This window comes from Streptomyces sp. CA-249302 (assembly GCF_050936785.1).
GTDB lineage: Bacteria > Actinomycetota > Actinomycetes > Streptomycetales > Streptomycetaceae > Streptomyces.
This window is the reverse complement of sequence record NZ_JBNJMG010000001.1, coordinates 5,618,022-5,636,383: the sequence shown is the minus strand read 5'-3', so window position 1 is coordinate 5,636,383 and position 18,362 is coordinate 5,618,022. Positions and strand designations below refer to the sequence as shown.

Below are 18,362 nucleotides of genomic sequence, written 5' to 3'. Positions count from 1 at the left end.
TGACTACTCAGCAATTGCCTGGTCAGTAATTGTTGACGCGGGCTGCTGAGGTGGCAATAGGTGAGCGAGCAGTAAACTCGGCGCCGATGAACGCCACCCCGCCCCACCACCCCGACGACGAATCCGTCGCGCACGCCGCCAACAGCCGGCTGGTCCGGGACTTCGGCCTGCTGATCAGGTCCGCGACCCGCCTGGAACAGCGGATCGACAGCGCGCTGCGCCGCGAGTGCGGGATCAGCCACACGATGCTCGAGGTCCTGATACGGCTCTGCCGCCACCCCGGCGAGGAGGTCTCCCAACGCCAACTGGCCGACGACCTCACCCTCACCAGCAGCGGCACGACCCGCCTGATCGACCGCATGGAGGAGTCGGGACTGGTGGGCCGGGTCCCGGCCCCGGGCGACCGCCGGGTGATGCTGGTGGAACCGACACCGAAGGGCCGCACGGCATTCCTGCGCGCGGCGGCCGTCCACGCCGAGGTGGTGGAGAAGTACTTCGTGAGGCCGCTGCCGCCGGACGACTACGCGCGGCTGACCGGGGCGCTGGGGGAGATCGACCGGGCGCTTCGGGGGGAGCGGGAGTGAGCGGGAAGGCCGTGGCCCTGCGGACCACGGCAGGCAATACCCGCGGTAATGCGGGGGCTCAGCCCCAGGTCGCCTTGAACTTCGCGGCGTAGCCCAGCGTGTAGCCCGACAGGTTCGGGTGGAAGAGCGACGCCGCGTTGTTCAGGTCGTTGAACCATGAGCTGGAGCCGCAGGCGCCGTGGCCGGCGAACTGGTTGCGCATGTCGACGAAGTAGACCGACGCCTTGATCGCGGCGGCCTTGGAGCCCTCGGCCAGCGCGTCGGCGAAACCGTTCATGTAGGTGCGCTTGGCAGCGCTGAGGTCGATCACCGGGCAGGTGCCGGTCGACGAGAGGACCTGCGGGTAGCCGAAGACCAGGATCAGGGCGTGCGGCGCGCGGGCCCTGATGTCCGTGTACAGCGAGGCGAGGCTGTCGACCAGCTGGTTGCGGGCGTAGTACGACATCCACAGCGTCGCCGTCTGGCAGTAGCTGTCGCTCTGGGTCAGACAGCCCTGGACCACGCTGGAGAACTGGGCGTCGTTGCCGCCGACCGTGAGGGTGACCAGGTTGGTGCTGCTGCTCAGCGCGGAGAGCTGGTTGTCGCGCACGTCCGCTATGGTCGCGCCGCTGCAGGAGACGTCCTTCAGCGCGTAGTTCGGGTGCGCGGCCGCCCACTGGTGCGGATAGTTGAGCGGGCTGCGCTTGCAGTCGCCGCTCGCCGCGTCGTACGTTCCCGCGCCCACTCCGGACGCGTAGGAATCCCCGAGGGCCACGTATTCCGCATCAGTGGCCGCCTGGGCGGGGGCACTGGCCAGGGCCGTCATTCCGGCGAATGCCAGCACCGCACTGACGACAGCCGACGTCAATTTACGCATGAGCACCTTTGTTTTCCTTGTGGATCACGGGAGTTGCAGACTACGGGGGCCATTGCAACGGAATTGCCACAGACAACACAGGGACAACACGTGAGCAACGCATAATTGGTTGACTGCTTGACCAAGGCCCTTCAGCGCCGCCCAGGAGGGCCCACCCGGTGAACTCAGCTCAGGCACACGAGATGCGGTTCGGCGTGCTCGGACCCGTCGAAGTCCTCAAGGACGGTGCGCCGCTCGATCTGGGTCCCCGGCAGCGGCGGTTGCTGCTGCTCCGACTGCTCGTCGAGGACGGGCGCCCCGTCTCGCAGGACACGCTCCTGCGCGACCTGTGGCCGACGGACCGTCCCACCGGCGCCGCCTCCTCCGTCCGCGCCCACGTCAGCCGGCTGCGCGCGGTCCTCGATCCGGTACGGCAGGGACGCTCGACGATGCTGGTCAGCGGGCCGGCGGGGTACGCCCTGAAGGTGCCGCGCGAGGCCCGGGACACGGCCCTCTTCGAGGACTCGGTGGGCCGGGCCCGCGAGGCGCTGCGCGGCCGCCAACTCCCGCTCGCCCGCCAGGAGATCGAGACCGCGCTCGGCCGGTGGCGCGGCGAGCCACTGGCCGAGGCCACCGAGCACGCCTTCGCGATACGGGAGCGCTCCCGGCTCGACGGCGCCCTCCAGGACGCCAAGGAACTGCACGCCGCGATCCTCGTCCAGCAGGGCGAGACGGAACCGGCGATCGACGTCGCGGAGGGCCTCGTACTCAAGGCACCCCTGCGGGAGACCTCCTGGGCCCTGCTGATGCGCGCGCTGTACGCGGCGGGGCGTCCGGTGGAGGCGCTCAAGCAGTACGAGCGGTTCCGGGACATGCTGGCGACGGAGCTCGGCCTCGATCCGAGTCCGCAGCTGAGGGATCTGCACACGGCGGTACTGCGGCACGACATCGTTGTACTGGGGACGGGACTTGGTCCGTCGGGGGCTGCTCCGGCCGGTGCCCCGCTGTCCCCGGGCCCCGACTTCACCGCCGCGTGCCCGCATCCCGAACCCGGCTCCGCCGCCGCCCCCTTCGTGGGCCGGCGTGCGGAGATGGCGCAGCTCGGCGGGCTGTTGGCGGCCGCCGCCGGGGGGCGGCCCGGGTGGGCCGTGGTGCGGGGGGACCAGGGGTCGGGGAAGACGCGGCTGCTGGAGGAGCTGTGCGCGCAGGCCGCGGCCGCCGGGTTCACGGTCGCCCGCACCCGGGCCGGCCAGGCGCTCAGCGGCAACCGCGGGATATCCCAGACCTGTCCGACCGTCCAACTCCTCGACGCGCTGCGGCAGGACGGCAAGGACTCCGCCGAGGACGAGGTCGCCCGGAAGGACCCGCTCGGCACCGTCGTCCACGAACTCACCCAGGCGCCCACGCTGTGCGTCGTCGACGACCTCGACCAGGCACCCCAGGGCTTCCACCGCCTGCTGCGACGCCTCGCGAAGATCCTGCGGGAGGCCACGGTCGCCTTCGTGTGCACCCTGCGCGGCGACGCCGGCAACCCGGCCACCAGCAAGCTGCTCGCCGAACTGGCCCCGCTCGGCGCCACCTGGCTGACCCTGGAGCCGCTGGCCACCGAGGACGTGGCCGAACTCCTCGCGGCGGCCGGCGAGGAGACCCCGGCGGAAGAGGCCGCGGCCCTGCACCGGCGCGCGGAAGGCCAGCCCTTCGCCCTCGCCGAGCTGCTGAAACTGCCCGCCGACCGGCGCACCGGCCCGGAGGCCCAGGTCCCGGCCGCCGTACGGAACATCCTCCACGCCCGCCTGGTCGAACTCCCCGACCCGGCCCGCACCATGCTCACCTATGCCGCAGCCGACGGCGAGTGGCTGGACGTCGGCCTGCTCGCCGCCGTACAGGACCTGGCGGCGGACGAGTTGCTGCCGCTGATCGACGCGGCCGTCACCGCACGGATCCTCGTCTGGGACGCGACCGCGGGCGGGACGGGCCGCTACCGGCTGCCCGAACTGCCCCGGGACGTCGTACGGGACACGCAGACCCCGTCCTCCCGCCAGCTCCGACACGCGGCCCTGGCCCGCGAGTTGGCGACCCGCACCGACGCGGGAACCGACCTCGATCCCGGCACCGACACCGAACGGGCCCGTCTGGCCCGGCATCTGCGGGCGGCCGGGCCGATGGCCCCGGCGGCAGCGCCCGCCGCACACTCCACCCACCCCAGGAGCACGACATGACCACCAAGACGGGACCCCAGCGCTACCCCGGCGCGAGCCGGGCCAACTGGTACCAGGACGACTTCGGCGGCGACCCGATGGAGGTCAACGTCGTCGTCCTGCACACCACGGAGGGCTACACGCTGCCGGGTTACGACGGCGGCGCCACCGCCCCCAACCTGACGGCCGTCCCCGACTTCGCCGCCAAGAAGCTGAAGTGGTACCAGCACTTCGACATAGAGACCTCCTCCAGAGCCCTGGTCAACCTCAGGGGCGGCGTCGAGACCAACACCATGAACGTCTGCCAGGTCGAACTGACCGGCACCTGCGACCCGAAGACCCACTCGAAGTGGATGGCGTCCGGCCAGGCGCACATCTACTGGCCGGAGGCCCCCGACTGGGCCCTCCAGGGCGTCGCCACCTTCCTGGCCTGGATGCACGAGCAGCACGGCGTACCCCTGTCCGGCCCCAAGTCGTGGCCCGCGTACCCGGGTTCGTACGGCAGCGGCGGCCAGCGCATGACGGGCGCGCAGTGGACGGACTTCAAGGGCGTCTGCGGACACATGCACGTGCCGGAGAACGTCCACGGCGACCCCGGCGCGATCGACTTCGCGAGGATCGTGAAGTACGCGAAGGCGGACCTGGACGTGGACGACGACGGCGGCACGAGCACGGGAACGGGCACCGGCGCCCCGAAGGTCCCGGCCTTCCCGGGCCGCAAGTACTTCACGACCGGCGCCTCCAACGCCCACGTCCTCCAACTCGGCAAGCAGCTCGTCAAGCGGGGCTTCGGCGACCACTACAAGGTCGGCCCGAGCAGGACCTGGGGCGAGGCGGACCGCCTCAACGTCCGCGACTTCCAGAAGTCCCAGAAGCAGCTGCGCGGCGACGCGGACGGCAACCCGGGCCCACTGACCTGGCGCTTGCTGTTCGCCTGACGTCGGCGTCATCGCGTGTCACCGTGCCGGTCCCCGGGTCACCGACCCGGGGACCGGCCGCGTGTCGCCCCCGCTAGCCGAAGGTCACGACCAGCGAGCCGTTCGAGGCGAACGACCAGTGCAGGCCGCCGCTGTAGGAGGAGCAGCGCGAGCCGTTCGTGCCGGACCAGAACTGGTTCGAGGTGTCGGAGTCGCCGATGATCCGGTCGTTCGTGCCGCTGGTGCTGCGGCACGAGGTGTTGTCGCGGAAGACCGACGTACCGCCGTCGAAGTTGAAGTTGCGCTCGGTGTTGTCGATGGACACGTTGCCCGACACCGTCATCGTGCCGGGGTTGCTGTTGTAGGTGAACCCGTGCTTGCCGTTGTGGTAGGCGATGCTGCCGCGGACCACGTGGTTCACCGCGATGTCGTCGCCGCCGAGCTTGTAGCCGTTGCGGTCGCCGTTGCCCGCCTGGGAGCCGTCGGTGAGGGTGCCGTTGTCGTACGAGAGGGAGTTCTCGATGGTGACCGGGCCGATCGCTCCGGTGTCGGTCTTGGTGTAGAGGTCCCAGCCGTCGTCGATGTTGTTGTGCGAGACGTCGTACCGGAAGACGTTCCCGGTCCCGGTGGTGAGCTTGGCGGCGAAGCCGTCCGCGTCCTCGCCGTCGGAGTCGGCGTTGTCGTGCGACTCGGAGCTCACGATCAGGTTGTTCGCCGGCCACTGACCGCTCGGTGTGCTGGAGGAGATCCGCCCCAACTGGAGCCCCGTGTCACGGTTGTACGCCGTCACGGTCCGCTCGACGACGTTGTTGCTGCCGCCGACGTAGATCCCGTTGTCCCCGGCGTGCTCGACGGTCAGCCCGTACAGGTGCCAGTAGTCGGCGAAGAGCTGAAGCCCGCGGTTGGCCGAACTCTCGCTCTGGGACGAGAAGTCGAGCACCGGAGTCTCACCCGGATAGGCCGAGAGGGTGGTGCGCGCACTCGCCGTTCCGTCACTGCCCGCCGGGACGGTGACCGTCGAGGCGTAGTTGTACGTCCCGCCGCGCAGGTAGATCGTCCCGCCGGCGGCGATGCGGCTGATCGCCGAGGTGAGGGTGGTCGGGGCGGACTCCGTGCCGGCCGCGCCGTCGGTGCCGGCCGGCGAGACGTACAGGGCGCCTGCCGCCGGGGTGGTGGCGTCGGAGACGGTGGCGTCGAGGGCGTCGACGTTGGGCAGGCCGGCCGAGGTGGTCGGGCTCAGCCGGACGGTGTTGCTGCCCGAACTCACCGGCACGGTCAGGGTCTTGGTCGTCCAGCCGGTCCAGGTGCCCGTGCCCTCGAAGGACGCCGTGGCGACCGTCGTACCGTTCACGATGATGTCCGCGGGGCGTGCGGTGGTTGCGCCGTTGGCGAAGCGGACGGCCAGGGTCGCCGTGCCCGATGCGGGTGCGGTCACGGTGAACTGGGCATACGCGCCGGTGGCGTTGGTGCCGTTGCAGAAGCCGCTGCCGGAGTATCCGGTCCAGTTGGAGTCGATGGTGCCGGTGCAGACCGCGGGGGCGGTCTCGGCCTCGTATCGGCTGGTCGCGGCCTGCGCGTTCGTGCCGGACAGCGCGACGAGCGCGCCCAGCACGAGACTTGCGCTCGCGACGACGGGTCTCAGGTGCATCGTTGGTCTCCATCTCCAGGACGGTGTCGGGGCGTCTTGCGGAGGTACGGAGAAAGCGCTTTCCGGATCGGACCGTAAGAGGGTCGACGTGAGCACGTCAATAGACGGGTGGCGGTTTCTTGTTCACATGGGTGGACAAAGGTGAGGTCCGCCGTACCCCTTACGGAGTCATGACGTACCCGGCGGGTCACGCCGCCCGGCGCCCCCGCGGACCTAGCGTGGCGGTATGCGTGTGCTGGTCACCGGCGGTGCCGGGTTCATCGGGTCCCATGTCGTCGACGCGCTGCGGGCGCGCGGTCACGAGGCGGTGGTGTACGACGTCCGGGAGGATCCCGGCGCGGACGTGCGCAACCCCGCCGCCGTCGCCCGGGCGCTCGTCGGCGTGGACGCCGTATGCCATCAGGCGGCGATGGTCGGACTCGGCGAAGGGGTCGCCGACGCGCCGGAGTACGTCTCGCGGAACGACCTCGGGACGGCCGTACTCCTCGCCGGTATGGCCTCGGCGGGGGTACGGCGGCTGGTGCTGGCCGGGTCGATGGTCGTGTACGGCGAGGGGCGGTACGAGTGCCCGCGGGACGGCGTGGTGCGGCCCGGGCCGCGGGAGGTCGCCGACCTCGACGCGGGGCGCTTCGAGCCCGGATGCCCGTTGTGCGGGCGGGAGTTGGCGCCGGGGCTGGTCGGCGAGGACGCGCCCGTGGATCCGCGGAACGTGTACGCCACAACCAAGCTGACGCAGGAGCATCTGGCCGCGGCCTGGGCCCGTTCGACGGGCGGGGCTGCGTTGTCGCTGCGCTACCACAACGTGTACGGGCCCCGGATGCCGCGGGACACCCCGTACGCCGGGGTGGCCTCGTTCTTCCTCTCGAAGCTCGCCCGGGGCGAGGCGCCGCGGGTCTTCGAGGACGGGCGGCAGCGGCGGGACTTCGTACACGTACGGGACGTGGCGGCGGCGAACCTGGCCGCGCTGGAGGCCGGTGCGGTGGAGGGGGCGCTGGCCGTCTACAACACCGGGAGCGGGGAGGTGCACACCGTGGGCGAGATGGCCCGGGTGCTGGCCTCGGCGTGCGACGGGCCCGAGCCGGTGGTCACCGGGGAGTACCGCCTGGGGGACGTCCGGCACATCACGGCGGACTCGGCGCGGCTGCGGGCCGAGCTGGGGTGGAAGGCGGAGGTGGGGTTCGAGGAGGGGATGGGGGAGTTCGCGGCGAGTGGGCCGGCCAGCACCTGACCCGCCCCTCCCACCCCTGCCCCGGAGCCACGATCGGAGCGAATGTCCCGCAAGAACAGCGCGCGGGCAGCGCGTCGCTGAGACATTCACTTCAATCCGCGTCCTTTGATGGGGGGCGGCGGGCCGGGTGCACCCAGGATCCTCCCGAGGGCGAACTCGAAACGGTCGTCGAAGGCCGTGTCCTCCAGGTGGGATGCCACCCGGCTCAGTGCCGGGTACGCGCCCGGAGCGAGTTCGCGGGTCAGGGTGTGGGCGCCGGTCTCGGTCGCCAGGGCCTGTTCCTCCTGGGTGAGGCCGAGGGCCAGGTACTGGATGCTCCAGTAGGTCCAGGCCGCCCGGCGCTCGTCGAGCCCGCCGTCGAGGAGCGTCCCGATCATCGCGTCCGCGAAACGCAGGGTCGCCGGTTCCGCGGCATACGTGCCGGCGACGATGACCGCCCCGTCGCGGTGGGCCAGCAGACCGCGACGGTAGCGGCGCGCCAGCTCACCTGCGCGTGCCGCCCAGGCTCCGGGCAGCCCCTCCAGCGAGATCCCGGCGACGATCGCGTCGGCCATCAGCTCCAGCAGCCGCCCCTTGGTCTTGGCGTGCCACAGCACGGTGTTCATACGCACGCCCAGCCGCTCCGCGGTGCCCCGCACCGACACCGCGTCCGCGCCCTTCTCGTCCAGCAGGTCCAGGGCGGCCCGCACCACGGTGGCCGTGTCCAGTCGCTGCCGGGACGGAGCCGTCGACTCCGGTTGCCTCTTGGTCATTGACCTAGTTTACTGAGGGGAGATTATTGGTCAGTGACCAAGGAGGGGTTCGTGGAACAGGTCATCGTCGTCGGAGGCGGCCCGGTCGGCATCTGGCTCGCCGCCGAGCTGTGCCGGTACGGCATCGAGGTCACCGTGCTGGAGAGCAGGCCGGAGCCGGATCCGCACTCGCGTGCGCTCTCCCTGCATCCGCGCACCCTGGAGATGCTCGCGTGCCGGGGCGCGGCCGAACCCTTTCTCGCCGACGGACTGGCGATCCCCAGCGGGCACTTCGCCGCGCTGCCCTCCAGGCTGGACTTCGGTGGACTGGACACGCCGTTCCCGTTCAGCCTCGCCCTGCCCCAGGTCCGCACCGAGGAACTGCTGGCGCTGCACGCCCGGTCGACGGGGGTACGGCTGCTGCGCGGTCACCGGGTCGTCGGCCTGACGCAGGACGAGCGGGCGGTGACCGTGCGGGTCGAGGGGCCGCGGGGTTCGTACGAGAAGCAGGCGTCGTACGTCGTCGGGTGCGACGGCACCCGCAGTACCGTGCGGGAGGCGGCGGGCATCGACTTCCCCGGCACCCCGGCCACCGCCTGGGCCTGGATGGCCGACGTGGTACTCGACGAGCCGCCCCACCCGCCGTCCGTCTTCAACGAACGCGGCACCGTGATGGCCTTCCCCCTGCCCGGCGGCATCCACCGGGTGGTCGGCAACGACGCGGCGAGCGTCCGCACCCGCCCCGGCCCGCTGACCTTCGACGAGCTGCGGTCCAAGGTGTACGAGATCACCGGCACCGACTTCGGTATGCGCGACGCCCGTTGGCTCTCCCGCTTCGGCAACACCGCGCGCCAGGCCGCCGCTTACCGCGCGGGGCGGGTGCTGCTGGCGGGCGACGCCGCGCACATGCACTTCCCCTCGGGCGGCCCCGGCCTCAACGTGGGTCTCCAGGACGCGTTCAACCTGGGCTGGAAACTGGCGCGGACGCTGACCGGCACGGCCCCGCGGGGACTGCTCGACACGTACCACACCGAACGGCACCCGGTCGGTGCCGAACTGCTGCGCAGCACCCGGGCGCAGACCGCCCTCATGACCAACTACACCGCGGAGTCACTGGCCCTGCGCGACCTGATCGGCGAACTCATCCCCGCCGTCGGCGACTTCTCGGCCGAGCTGGCCCGCCGGGCGGCCGGGCTGTCGGTCGCCTACCCACCCGCCCCGGACACCCACGCCCACCCGCTGACCGGCCACCGCGCACCGGACCTGGCGCTCGGCACCGTCAGCCTCTTCTCCCTCCTGCGCGACGGCGACCACGTCCTCCTCGACCTCACCGGCCGCGCCGCGGACGCCCTCGCCCCCACCGCCCACGACGCCCGCCCCGGCCTGCGGGTGCACAGCGCGCGGGCGGCCGGAGACAGGGCCGAGTGGACCGGCGTCACCGCGGCCCTGGTCCGGCCGGACGGACACCTGGCCTGGCTGACGGAGGAGACCGACGGGCCGAAGATGATCGCCGAGGCCCGACGGGCCGCCGCGGGCACGGCCACCGGACGGCCCACCGCCTGAAGCCGGACCCGCAGGATCCTCGGACACGACAGGACTCAGGGCCCGTCAGCCCGTCGGGAGGCCGATCCGGTCGCGTTCGAGGGCGGCGCGGAGTTCCGCGAGGGTCCGTGCGGCGGACGCCAGGCGGGAGGGGGTGAGGGTGCCGCCGATCAGGTCGGTCAGTTGGCCGGTGAAGGTGTTCTCCGCCGCGTCGGCCAGTTCCACGCCGGCGTCGGTCAGTGCGAGCAGCGACGAGCGGCGGTCGGCGGGATGGGGCTGCCGTACGACCCAGCCCTGTTTTTCGAGGCGGTCGACTCCCTTGCTGGTCGCGCCGATTCCGACCGCGAACTCGGCGGCGAGGTCCGCCACCCGGGACCCGGGGTGGTCGCGGAGGTACCGGCACGTCCGGACGCTTTGACGGCCTCCGAGCACGGGCTCGAAACGCCGGCTCAGAGCGCCGACGGGCCCGCCGCCGGCAGCGTCACCTCGAAGCGGCAGCCGCCCGGGATGTTCCGTACGCTCGCCCGCCCCCGGTGCGCCTCCACGATGCCCCGCACGATCGCCAGGCCCAGCCCCGCCCCGGCCGGGGGTGTACGGGCGTCCGTGCCCCGCCAGCCCGTGTCGAAGACGCGGGGCAGGTCCTCGTCCGGGATGCCTCCGCAGCCGTCGGTCACCGACACCACCACGCCCTCCGGGGAGGACTCGGCGGCGACCGCGACCGTGCCGTCGGCGGGGGTGCGGCGGATGGCGTTGACCAGGAGGTTGCCGAGGACCCGGCTCATCTCCTTGCCGTCGACCTCCACCGGCACCGACTCCACCTCGCCGCCGACGAGGCGCACACCGTGTTCCCGGGCGAGGGCGTCCGCTCCGGCCAGCGCGTCGCCGATCAGGTCGTAGAGGGACATGCGGGAGAGGCTGAGCGGGAGGGTGCCGGCGTGGATGCGGGAGAGTTCGAAGAGGTCGCCGACCATGGTGTTGAGGCGCTCGACCTCGGTGCGGATCTGGCGCAGGTAGCGGTCGGGGTCGGCGGCGACCCCGTCCTCCAGGGCCTCGGACATGGCCCTGAGGCCGGCCAGCGGGGTGCGCAGGTCGTGGGAGATCCAGGCGACCAGTTCACGGCGGGAGGTCTCCAACGCGCGTTCCCGGTCCCGGGATTCGGCGAGCCTGGCGCTGGTCGCCGCCAACTCGCGGCTCAGCGCGTCGAGTTCGGCGGTGGTCGGGCCGTCGGGGGCGGTGAAGGCGCCGCCGTCGCCGAACGAGCGGGCCGCGCGGGCGAGTTCGCGGCTGCGGGCGACCACCCAGCGGCCGAGTATCAGCGCGGTGGCGAGGGAGACGACCGCCGCCATCGCGACGACCGTCGTCACCACGCTCAGGTCGTGGCCGGACAGGAACATCGCCTGCGCCACCGCGAGGGTGCCGGCCAGCATCGCGGTCACCGCGACGGCGGCCACCACGGTCAGCGAGGTGGTCAGCGAGCGGCGGCGCAGCAGCCACAGGGCGCCCGCGCCGAGGAGCCCGGCCGCCGCCGCACCGAGGAACGCGAACAGGGCGATGAGCAGGTTGTCGCGCATGCTCACTCGCCTCCCGGCTCGAAGCGGTAGCCCACGCCCCACACCGTCTGGATGAGGCGGGGACGCGCCGGGTCGTCCTCGACCTTGCCGCGCAACCGTCGGACATGCACGGTCACGGTGGACAGGTCTCCGAAGTCCCAGCCCCACACCTCGCGCATCAGGTCCTCGCGGGCGTACGCCCGTCCCGGATTCCGCAGGAGGAAGGCGAGGAGGTCGAACTCCCGTAGGGTGAGGGCGAGTTCGGTGCCGTTCTTGGTGGCGCGACGGGCGGCGGGGTCGACGGTCAGACCGGCCGCGGAGAGCGGCGTCACGGCGGCCCTGGCGGCCGACGGGCGGGTGCGGCGCAGGACCGACTCCACCCGCAGGACCAGCTCCCGCGGACTGAAGGGCTTGGTGACGTAGTCGTCGGCGCCGACCTCCAGGCCGAGGATGCGGTCGTCCTCGTCGCCGCGCGCGGTGAGCATGATGACCGGCACCGGGCCGGTCGCCCGCATCCGCCGGCACACCTCCAGGCCGTCCATGCCGGGCAGCATCAGGTCGAGGACCACCAGGTCCGGGCGGTGGGCGGCGGCCCGGGCCAGGGCGGCGGGGCCGTCGGCGGCCCGGTCGACGGCGTATCCGGCGCGGTCCAGGTATCCGGCGACCACCTCCGCGACCGTGGGGTCGTCGTCGACGACCAGGACCCGGGCGGGGGCCGGGCGCTCGGGCTCGTACGGCTGCTGCATGCCTCCAGCCTCGCACCGGGGCCGTTCTCCCGCGGCCCACGAGGACCTCCAGGGGCCCGACGTCCGCGTTTCGTAAGGAACAGAAGTCCGCTATGCCCTATTCGCGTTCGTAGGGTGAAAGCCGTGACCAACGACGTGGACGTGGATGTCGTCCTCCCCTGTCTCAACGAAGCCGCGGCCCTGCCCTGGGTCCTGGCCCGGATCCCGGCCGGCTGGCGGGCCCTGGTCGTCGACAACGGTTCGACCGACGGCTCGGCGGAGCTCGCGCGCTCGCTGGGCGCGACCGTCGTCGAGGAGCCCCGGCGGGGCTTCGGCGCCGCCTGTCATGCCGGGCTGCTGGCGGCCACCGCCGAGATCGTCTGCTTCTGCGACTGCGACGCCTCGCTCGACCCGGCGCTGCTGCTGCCGTTCGTGCGCGAAGTCCGGGACGGTGACGCCGACTTGGTGCTCGGCCGCAGGCGCCCACGCACTCGGGATGCCTGGCCCGCACACGCCCGGGCCGGCAACCTCGCCCTCGCCCGCCTGCTCCGCCGCCGCACCGGGCTGCGCCTGCACGACCTCGGCCCGCTGCGCGCCGCCCGCCGCGCCCCGCTGCTCGCCCTCGGCCTCACCGACCGGCGCAGCGGCTACCCCCTCCAGATGGTGGTCCGCGCGGCGGACGCCGGCTGGCGCATCACCGAACACGACGTCCCGTACCTGCCCCGCACCGGCGCCTCGAAGGTGACCGGCACCTGGCGGGGCACCTGGCAGGCGGTACGGGACATGAGCCGGGTGCTGGCGGACGGGAGGGTCGTACGTTGACCACGCACGGATGGGAGAACCACACGCCGAGCGGTCGCGGCCGGGGCGGTCGGACGCCGGTCACGCTGCTCGTCATCGCCAAGGAACCCCTCCCCGGCCGGGTGAAGACCCGGCTGACCCCGCCCTTCAGCCCGCAGGAGGCCGCAGCGCTCGCGGAAGCGGCGCTCGCCGACAGCCTGGCGGCCGTCGCGGCCACGCCCGCCGCCCGTCGCGTACTCGTTCTCGACGGCGCTCCCGGCCCCTGGCTGCCGCCCGGCTTCGAGGTCGTACGGCAGTGTCCCGGCGGCCTCGACGAGCGGCTCGCGGACGCCTTCGCGCACTGCGCCGGGCCCGCCCTGCTCATCGGCATGGACACCCCGCAGGTGGCCCCCGCCCTCCTCACCGTCGACTTCGCGGACTGCGACGCGTACTTCGGCCCGGCGGAGGACGGCGGCTTCTGGGCGCTGGGGCTCGCCGAGCCCGATCCCGCGCTGCTGCGGGGCGTGCCGATGTCGACGCCGGTGACGGGGGCCGTGCAGCGGGAGCGGCTGGTCGACGCGGGCCTGCGGGTACGGGACCTGCCCCGCCTCCGGGACGTCGACACCGCGGCCGACGCCCGCGCGGTCGCCGCACTGGCCCCGCACGGGCTGTTCGCGGAACGGCTGGCGCGGTGCGGGGCGGCGGCGCGGCGATGAGGATGCAGCCGATCCGCACGCCGGTGGACGGAACCGCCGTGGCCCAGTCGCGGCAGCACACACACCCGCCCGGCGCCACCACCGCCGCACCACTCACCACCACCGCCGCACCGCCCGGCGCCACCACCGCCGCACCGCTCGCCACCACCGCCGCACCGCTCGCCACCACCGCCGCGCCGCCCGGCAGGCCTTCGCGCACCCCGCTCGTCGAGGCACCCGCCGCCCAACCGGTCGGCGCCCGCGGCGCCACCCCGGCCTGGGCCACCGCCGACCCCTACTCCACCGCCCTCCGTGCCGGTCGCGGCCCCCTCTTCCTGCGCCGTGCCGACGGCTGGCTGCTCCCGCTGGACGTGGAGCGGTGGTGTGCGCGGGCCGACCGGGTCGACCGGGACGTGCTGGACCGGTGCGAGGGTGCCGTGCTGGACGTCGGGTGCGGGCCGGGGCGGCTGGTCGCCGAGCTGGCCGCCCGGGGGCGTACCGTCCTCGGGATCGACGTCAGTGAGGCCGCCGTCGAGCACACCGCGAAGCTCGGCGGGCAGGCGCTCAGGCGCTCCGTGTTCGAGCCGCTGCCCGGCGAGGGGCGGTGGGACACCGTGCTGCTCATGGACGGCAACATCGGCATCGGCGGCGACCCGCGCGGGCTGCTGGAGCGGGTACGCCAACTCCTCGCCCCCGGCGCCCTGTTGATCGCCGAGACCGCCCCCGTGGACGTGGACGAGCGCGCCCACGTCCACCTCACCGACGCCTTCGAGGCGACCGGCGCCCCCTTCCCCTGGGCCCGTCTCGGCACCCCGGCCCTGCTCCGTCACGCACGCGGCTGGGCGAGCGCCGCTCAGTGGACGGCGGGCGGCCGCCGCTTCGTCGCCCTGCGCACCCGCAGCGCGAGCAGCAGCGCGGAAGCACCGAAGAGTACGGCCGTGATCAGCAGCCAGCGGGTCAGGAAGCCGTCCGGCGGGAGCGCGGTGGCCGACCGGTAGCGCCGGTCGACCATCCCGCTGATCAGCGGGAACCACACCAGCAGGAGCAGTCCGGAGAGGGCGGCCGGTACGCGCACGTACATCGCCCACTCGCGGCGGCCGCCGGCCTCAAGACCCCGTACCACCGCCCGGTCCGCCAGTGCGTACAGCGGCAGCAGCACGAGGTCGTGCAGCAGCGCCGCGCCGACGAACCACAGCGCCACGGACAGCCAGTCGCCCGCGAGCAGTTGTACGCCCGCGTACGCGGCGAGCGCGAACGAGCAGGCCAGGAGCAGGAGTTGGAAGGGGCTGCCGAGCGGGAGCACCGGGAGTCGTCGCATCACAGGTCTCCGAAGGTCAGCCGGGCCACCCACTTGGTGTTCAGCACACCGGGCGCGGCCGGCACGATGACGCGGGCCGGGTGGCCGTGGTCGGGGGACAGGTCCTCGCCGTTGACGTAGAGGGCGAGCAGGGAGCGCGGGTCGGCGACCTGGTTGGCGCGCAGGGCCGCGCGGCGGAAGGCGCCGTGCCGTTGGAGGGACTCGACGAACAGGTCCGGCGGGTCGTCCCCCTCGCCGACCAGCGCGGCCAGGTCCCGCAGCCGTACACCCCGCCACCACTGGTCGGACGTCGACCAGCCCTCCACGCAGGCGATGGGCAACGCCGAGCTGTGCAGCGGGAGTCGGGCCAGGTCGGCGCGGCTGAGGCGGACCGTTCCCGTGCGTCCCGTGACGACCAGGCGCCAAGCCTCCGCACCCGTCTCCGCCGGGTCGATCCCGGCGTAGGCGGCGGTCTTGTTGATCTGGAAGCCGTTCGGGCCGCTCGCGGGATCGGCGCCGCCGTGCGGGGCGAGCAGGGCCGTGCGGCGCAGTCCGTCGAAGTCCTGCCCGACGGTGGTGGCGAAGAGCAGCGCCGAACCGCCGCCGACGAACCACAGGGCGCCGCGCCGGGAGACGGTCGGGGGCGCCGGGTCCGGGGACACCAACTCGCCCTCGGAAGAGGCCGGTTGACCGCCCCGCATCCGCCGCACGTTCCGCAGCGCCGCCGGCGTCTTCAGCACCGCGTGCGCGAGGAACGCGGCGAAGAACACCCACGCGCCGTAGAAGTGGAGGGGGTAGAAGGAGCCCGGGAAGACGTAGTCCAGCTGGACGTTGAGGGCGCCCGTCACGAACTCGAACAGGCCGCCGCCGACCAGCAGCAGCAAGGAGATCCGCTCCAGCGCGTGGGCGAGCGAGCGGGCCGGGGGCAGGGCGAACAGCCTCGGGATCACCGACCACAGCTTGGCCAGCAGGACCGGGATCAGGGTGATCCCCAGCGTCACGTGGACGCCCTGGGTGAGCCGGTACAGCCAGTGCGGGTCGGTCGGCCAGGCGAAGAGGTAGAAGCCGAGAAGGCCCTTGTTCGGGGTCTTGTCGTTCACGGGCGACAGGTCGGGGTTGTAGGCGGCGTACGAGAGCAGCCCGGTCACGAAGAGCACGGTGATGCCGACGAGCAGGACGAGGCCGAGGACCGAGGTGAAGCGGGGGCCTCGCAGGGGGCTGCGCCAGAAGCTCGGCGAGGTGGGAAGGCGTGGGGCGTCCATGCGGCGACGGTAGGTCGGGATCACCCCAAGAGAGGGTGCGCGACCCATGACGAAACGCTGACGTCCGGCCCCGGCACAGGTCAGAGGCCCGCCGTCCGGCCTAGCGTGCCGGTGTGAACCGCGCCCTGCTCCGCGATCTGTACGCCGTCCTCGCCGCCGCCCTCCTCGTCCTCACGGCCGCCCTGGTCGGCCGCCACATCCAGGACACCGAACACACCCTCTTCGTCGCGTGGCCGCCCCTCTTCGCCACCTGGGGCCCGCACCTCGGCCCCGGCACCCCGGCCGCACTGCTGGTCGCGGCGGCCGTGGTGGCGTACGGCCCGGTCCTCGCCGCCCGCCTGCCCTGGCGGACCCTGCTGGCGACGGCCTGGGCGACCGCGCTCGCCTGGACCGTCTCGCTCGCCCTGGTCGACGGCTGGCGCCGCGGCATCGCGAACCGGCTCACCACCCGCTACGAATACCTCCAGGTCATCGACCGTTTCCACGACATCCCCGGCACCCTGCGCGACTTCACCCACCACATCCTCCTGGGCACCCCGGCCCCCTGGCCCGCCCATGTCGCCGGGCATCCCCCGGCGTCGACCCTCACCTTCGTGCTGCTCGACCGGATCGGGCTGCGGGGCGGCGGCTGGGCCGGGATGTGGTGCATCACCGTCGGCGCGACGGCGTGCGTGGCCGTGCTGGTCGCCGTGCGGGCCCTCGCCGGGGAGGGGCTCGCACGGCGGGCGGCGCCGTTCCTGGCACTGGCCCCGGCCGCGGTGTGGCTGGGCACCTCGGCGGACGCGTACTTCGCGGCGGTCGCGTCCTGGTCGGTGGCGCTGCTCGCCCTCGCCGTCACCGGACGCTCCCTCTGGTGGGCGGCGGGCTCGGGCCTCCTCTTCGGCCTGACCTGCTATCTCTCGTACGGCCTGACGCTCTTCGCCCTAATCGGCGCGGCGGTCCTGCTGCTGGGCCGGGGCCGCGTCCGCGAGCGGCCGTTCCTGCTCGTGGCGCTGCTCGCCGGTGTCGCCGTCGTACCCACGGCGTTCACGCTGGCCGGCTTCGACTGGTGGGAGGCGTACCGCCTGCTCGTCACGCGCTACAACCAGGGTGCGGGCGGGATCCGGCCGTACGGATACTGGGTCTGGGCCAACCTCGCCTGCACGGTCCTGATCACGGGCCTGGCCACGGCGGCCGGCCTGCGCCGCACCGCCGTGGCTCTCGTCCGTCGGGACGACGGCAGCCGCCTCGCCGTCCTCGTCGCCGCCGCCCTGCTCGCCCTCCTGGCCGCCGACCTGTCCGGCATGAGCAAGGCGGAGACGGAGCGGATCTGGCTGCCGTTCGCGATGTGGCTGCTGCCGTCCTGCGCGTTCCTGACCCGTCCGCGGGCCTGGCTGGCGGCCCAGGCGGTGCTGGCGCTGCTGCTCAACCACCTTCTGCACACGGGCTGGTGAACCTCACCTCGGCCAGGGGCGTGGGTCGTGAACCCGACGACGATCAGGTCCTGGTGGCCTTCCGCGGCCACCAACACACAGGCATGGACAGGGAGTTGGCGACCCCATCGCGCCCAGGTCGGCGTGTTAGAAAGAACCCATGAGCTCTCCGATCGACACGAGCAAGCCTCATCCGGCGCGGATGTACGACTACTTCCTCGGCGGCAAGGACAACTACGAGGTCGACCGGGAGGCCGCCGAGCAGTTCATCAGGGCGGCGCCCGAGGTGCGGGAGGGCGTCCGCGCCAACCGGCGCTTCCTCCAGCGCGCGGTGCGGCACGTCGTCGGGGAGGGCGGGGTGCGGCAGATCCTCGACATCGGCACGGGGCTGCCGACCGAGCCCAACGTGCACCAGGTGGCCCGCGCCATCGCGCCCGACACCCGGATCGCGTACGTCGACAACGACCCGATCGTCAGCACCCACTCCATGGCGCTCCTGGACGACGCGGACACGGCGACCTCGGTCGTCCTCGCCGATCTACGGGACCCGCGTGCGGTCCTCGACCACCCCGAGATACGCGAGGTGATCGACTTCGACGAGCCGGTGGCGCTGCTGCTGGTGGCGGTCGTGCACTTCCTCTCGGCGGCGGACGACCCGTACGGCATCGTCACCACCCTGCGCGAGGCGCTGCCGACGGGGTCGTACCTGGTCCTGTCCCACGCGACGGGCGACGCCCACGAGGACGGCCGCGAGGACGCGGCGAAGGTCTACAACCGGGCGACGGCCACGATGAACCTCCGCACCCACGCCGAAGTCCAGGAATTCTTCGGCGACTTCACCCTCGTACCACCGGGCGTGGTGAAGGTGACGGACTGGCACCCGGAGGAGCCGCCGGCGCCGGACGCCCCGCCGATCGGCATCTACGGCGGGGTCGCACGCAAGGACCGCTGAACGGCG

At 72.9% G+C, this 18,362-nt stretch carries 17 protein-coding genes and 1 pseudogene; 10 read left to right on the top strand and 8 right to left on the bottom strand.

What is annotated here, in order from left to right; all coding sequences use genetic code 11:
• Positions 1-86: 86 nt before the first annotated feature.
• Positions 87-584 carry a MarR family winged helix-turn-helix transcriptional regulator gene (locus ACQEWB_RS25355; protein WP_432834723.1) on the top strand — a complete coding sequence of 166 codons (498 nt, stop codon included), beginning with the start codon at positions 87-89 and terminating at the stop codon, positions 582-584.
• Between the two features lie 58 nt (positions 585-642).
• Here ACQEWB_RS25355 and ACQEWB_RS25350 read toward each other — a convergent pair whose 3' ends face one another.
• The gene (locus ACQEWB_RS25350) at positions 643-1,440 is read right to left on the bottom strand and encodes an SGNH/GDSL hydrolase family protein (RefSeq protein ID WP_432834721.1); all 798 of its coding nucleotides are present in this window, start codon (positions 1,438-1,440) and stop codon (positions 643-645) included.
• Between the two features lie 158 nt (positions 1,441-1,598).
• Between ACQEWB_RS25350 and ACQEWB_RS25345 the strand changes: the two genes are divergently transcribed.
• Both ACQEWB_RS25345 and ACQEWB_RS25340 read left to right on the top strand, forming a co-directional pair.
• A complete protein-coding gene (locus ACQEWB_RS25345; protein WP_432834719.1) occupies positions 1,599-3,638 on the top strand; it encodes a BTAD domain-containing putative transcriptional regulator in 2,040 nt (679 codons plus the stop codon).
• Positions 3,635-4,555 (top strand): peptidoglycan-binding protein, encoded by a 921-nt coding sequence (locus tag ACQEWB_RS25340; RefSeq protein ID WP_432834717.1) that lies wholly within the window; start codon positions 3,635-3,637, stop codon positions 4,553-4,555. Before ACQEWB_RS25345 ends, ACQEWB_RS25340 begins: the two co-directional genes overlap by 4 nt.
• A 73-nt stretch (positions 4,556-4,628) precedes the next feature.
• Here ACQEWB_RS25340 and ACQEWB_RS25335 read toward each other — a convergent pair whose 3' ends face one another.
• On the bottom strand, positions 4,629-6,182 hold the full coding sequence (locus ACQEWB_RS25335) for a carbohydrate-binding protein (RefSeq protein ID WP_432834715.1): 1,554 nt from the start codon (positions 6,180-6,182) through the stop codon (positions 4,629-4,631).
• Between the two features lie 226 nt (positions 6,183-6,408).
• On the opposite strand from ACQEWB_RS25335, the gene ACQEWB_RS25330 reads away from it, so the two are divergent.
• The gene (locus ACQEWB_RS25330; RefSeq protein WP_432834713.1) at positions 6,409-7,410 is read left to right on the top strand and encodes an NAD-dependent epimerase/dehydratase family protein; all 1,002 of its coding nucleotides are present in this window, start codon (positions 6,409-6,411) and stop codon (positions 7,408-7,410) included.
• 86 nt (positions 7,411-7,496) lie between these two features.
• Here the strand turns inward: ACQEWB_RS25330 and ACQEWB_RS25325 are convergent, their stop codons facing one another.
• Positions 7,497-8,162 (bottom strand): TetR/AcrR family transcriptional regulator C-terminal domain-containing protein, encoded by a 666-nt coding sequence (locus ACQEWB_RS25325; protein WP_432834711.1) that lies wholly within the window; start codon positions 8,160-8,162, stop codon positions 7,497-7,499.
• A 51-nt stretch (positions 8,163-8,213) separates the two neighbouring features.
• On the opposite strand from ACQEWB_RS25325, the gene ACQEWB_RS25320 reads away from it, so the two are divergent.
• Positions 8,214-9,704 carry an FAD-dependent monooxygenase gene (locus tag ACQEWB_RS25320; protein ID WP_432834709.1) on the top strand — a complete coding sequence of 497 codons (1,491 nt, stop codon included), beginning with the start codon at positions 8,214-8,216 and terminating at the stop codon, positions 9,702-9,704.
• 45 nt (positions 9,705-9,749) lie between these two features.
• On the opposite strand, the gene ACQEWB_RS25315 is transcribed toward ACQEWB_RS25320, so the two are convergent.
• From ACQEWB_RS25315 to ACQEWB_RS25305, 3 genes are read right to left on the bottom strand one after another with little or no spacing between them, the layout of a single operon-like run.
• Positions 9,750-10,115, bottom strand: coding sequence for a MarR family winged helix-turn-helix transcriptional regulator (locus ACQEWB_RS25315; protein WP_432834707.1), 366 nt, complete (start codon positions 10,113-10,115; stop codon positions 9,750-9,752).
• Positions 10,116-10,132: 17 nt separating this feature from the next.
• A complete protein-coding gene (locus ACQEWB_RS25310) occupies positions 10,133-11,254 on the bottom strand; it encodes a sensor histidine kinase (RefSeq protein ID WP_432834705.1) in 1,122 nt (373 codons plus the stop codon).
• 2 nt (positions 11,255-11,256) lie between these two features.
• Positions 11,257-11,979: a response regulator transcription factor gene (locus tag ACQEWB_RS25305; RefSeq protein WP_432834703.1), complete on the bottom strand. Its 723-nt coding sequence runs from the start codon at positions 11,977-11,979 to the stop codon at positions 11,257-11,259.
• A gap of 123 nt (positions 11,980-12,102) precedes the next feature.
• Here ACQEWB_RS25305 and ACQEWB_RS25300 point away from each other — a divergent pair, with 123 nt between their 5' ends.
• From ACQEWB_RS25300 to ACQEWB_RS25290, 3 genes and pseudogenes are all read left to right on the top strand, one after another.
• Positions 12,103-12,780 (top strand): glycosyltransferase family 2 protein, encoded by a 678-nt coding sequence (locus ACQEWB_RS25300; protein ID WP_432834701.1) that lies wholly within the window; start codon positions 12,103-12,105, stop codon positions 12,778-12,780.
• 65 nt (positions 12,781-12,845) lie between these two features.
• Positions 12,846-13,454, top strand: coding sequence for a TIGR04282 family arsenosugar biosynthesis glycosyltransferase (locus ACQEWB_RS25295; protein ID WP_432844003.1), 609 nt, complete (start codon positions 12,846-12,848; stop codon positions 13,452-13,454).
• Positions 13,451-14,113, top strand: a pseudogene (locus ACQEWB_RS25290) (class I SAM-dependent methyltransferase); the annotation flags it as partial. The gene ACQEWB_RS25295 and the pseudogene ACQEWB_RS25290, both read left to right, overlap by 4 nt.
• Positions 14,114-14,286: 173 nt before the next feature.
• Here ACQEWB_RS25290 and ACQEWB_RS25285 read toward each other — a convergent pair.
• On the bottom strand, positions 14,287-14,751 hold the full coding sequence (locus ACQEWB_RS25285; RefSeq protein ID WP_432834699.1) for a hypothetical protein: 465 nt from the start codon (positions 14,749-14,751) through the stop codon (positions 14,287-14,289).
• Positions 14,751-16,040 carry a molybdopterin-dependent oxidoreductase gene (locus ACQEWB_RS25280; protein ID WP_432834697.1) on the bottom strand — a complete coding sequence of 430 codons (1,290 nt, stop codon included), beginning with the start codon at positions 16,038-16,040 and terminating at the stop codon, positions 14,751-14,753. Before ACQEWB_RS25280 ends, ACQEWB_RS25285 begins: the two co-directional genes overlap by 1 nt.
• 65 nt (positions 16,041-16,105) lie before the next feature.
• Between ACQEWB_RS25280 and ACQEWB_RS25275 the strand changes: the two genes are divergently transcribed.
• Together ACQEWB_RS25275 and ACQEWB_RS25270 are read left to right on the top strand one after the other, a co-directional pair.
• On the top strand, positions 16,106-17,425 hold the full coding sequence (locus ACQEWB_RS25275) for a hypothetical protein (protein WP_432834695.1): 1,320 nt from the start codon (positions 16,106-16,108) through the stop codon (positions 17,423-17,425).
• A gap of 139 nt (positions 17,426-17,564) precedes the next feature.
• Positions 17,565-18,356 (top strand): SAM-dependent methyltransferase, encoded by a 792-nt coding sequence (locus ACQEWB_RS25270; protein ID WP_432834693.1) that lies wholly within the window; start codon positions 17,565-17,567, stop codon positions 18,354-18,356.
• Positions 18,357-18,362: the final 6 nt, after the last annotated feature.